Source organism: Streptomyces sp. NPDC025638, from assembly GCF_055558775.1.
Genome location: NZ_JBVHLX010000068.1, coordinates 1 through 1,803, shown reverse-complemented (window position 1 = coordinate 1,803; position 1,803 = coordinate 1). Strand labels below are relative to the sequence as shown.

The 1,803-nt window shown below is 66.7% G+C and carries 1 protein-coding gene; it reads right to left on the bottom strand.

Annotation, left to right across the window (positions count from 1 at the left end; all coding sequences use genetic code 11):
• Nucleotides 1–20: 20 nt before the first annotated feature.
• Nucleotides 21–1,676, bottom strand: coding sequence for an IS1182 family transposase (locus ACZ4EG_RS46590; RefSeq protein WP_467795058.1), 1,656 nt, complete (start codon nucleotides 1,674–1,676; stop codon nucleotides 21–23).
• Between the last annotated feature and the right edge of the window lie 127 nt (nucleotides 1,677–1,803).

Here is a 1,803-nt window from a genome sequence, read left to right as displayed (position 1 = left end):
GACCCTGTTGCCCAATTGGTTCATGTGGCGAGTTCGAGGGCCGCGAGCCGGGAGGTTCTGGTCTGGGCGAGCGGGGTGCCGGTCCACCAGGCGTCGAGCCGGATCAAGTTGACTGCAGTGGCTGTCAGGACATGGCCGAGGTGTGTTTTGGCTAGGCCGCGATAGCGGGTGCGGCGCATACCGCCGACGGCGACGGCTTGGTGGATGGTTCCCTCAACACCGGCCCTGGCGGCGTAGCGTTCCTTCCACGCCTTGGTGGTCTGCTCGGCGCGGACGCGTTCGAGCAGGGCGTCTTGCCCTTGAGGCCGGATGGTGAGCTGTCGGCCGTACTGGGTGGAGCGAGTGCACTGGTCACGGACGGGGCAGGGAGAGCAGGTCGTGGTCGCGAAGCGGATTCTGATCGCGTCGCGGCCGTTGTTGTCGAGGCCGACTGTCCAGTAGCGGCTGGTCCGGCCGGACGGACAAGTGGCCGTCTGTTCATGCCAGTTGATGGTGAAGGCGGACTTGCCGAACCCGGCGGACCTGATCTGTTGCGGGGTGCTGTTCGGCCGGACCGGTGCGACCACACAGATTTCGCGTTCGACAGGGGCGGTCAGCAGGAGTTCGGCGGAGGAGTATCCCGAGTCCAGGATGTGTTCGGCGGGCTTGAGGCTCTTGGTGGTGAGGGCGTCGTGCACCGCGTCGACGACGGTGGCGTCGTTCGCGGTGGCATCGGTGGTCACCACGTGGGTGATCAGATGCGGCTGCCCGGAGCCGGTGCAGTCCTCGCTCAAGTGGACCTTGTAGCCGGTCCAGGCCGAGCCGCGCTTGTGTGAATACCGGGCCTGGGGATCGTACGGCGAGGCGATCAGCGCTCTGCCCGGTGGGAGATCCTCCTTGCCGCGCCAGCCCACATCCTGCACTCCGTCGGTGACGGTGCGTGTGAACTGCTGGATCCAGACCGTCCGCAGCACGGTCACCGCGGGGATCTCGCGCAGCCATGTCGGTGCCGTGGAAGTGTGTACGGCTTCGAGTAAACGGTAGCCGTCGGCAGCAATCTGCTGGGCCAGCCTGTCGCGTTCGGACCGTTCGGAGGGCAGCCGGTAGGCGTCGGTCCTGGCGCCGTAGCGCTTCTGCCATGCCGGGTCCATCCAGCTCACGAGCCACTGCGCACTGGCCGCGGACAGTGCTTCCAGGCAGGCCCGGAGCGTCTCGCCGATGAACTCCAATCGGTTCAAGCGCCGGACGGCCGCCAAGACGTGAGTGGAGTCGGTGCGCTGCCGCCCTCCGGCGCTGACCAGGCCCTGACCGGCCAGGCGCTCCAGCAGCAGGTCCAGCACCCGCTCCTCCAGGCCGTGGTCCAGCAGTCGTTGCCGGAACCCGGTCAGCACCGTGAAGTCGAAGCCGGGATCGGTGAGCTCCAGTCCCAGCAGGTACTTCACGTCGATCCTGGCCCGCACCGCGTGCGCTGCCTGTCGGTCCGTCAGGTTCTCAACGAATTGCAGCACGCTTACCAGGGCGAGCTGTCCGGGCGAGATGCCAGGCCGGCCGCGGTCTCCGAACGCCTCGCGGAACTCCTCGTTCGAGAAGACTGACCCGAGTTGGTCACGGATCCGCATTGCAAGACACCCCTTCGGGAACGCAGCATGTGCGACCGCACTCGTTCCATCCGGAACACCGACAGAAGCCGATCCCATCGACACAGCCGCCACCCCCTGTCGTAGGGCGACCCCATTCACGCGCCCCTGACCAGCAGGATCCGTCTCGCCGCCTGCCTCCGACCGAGTGATCGACGCAAATTCCCTCGAATTGGGCAACAGGGTC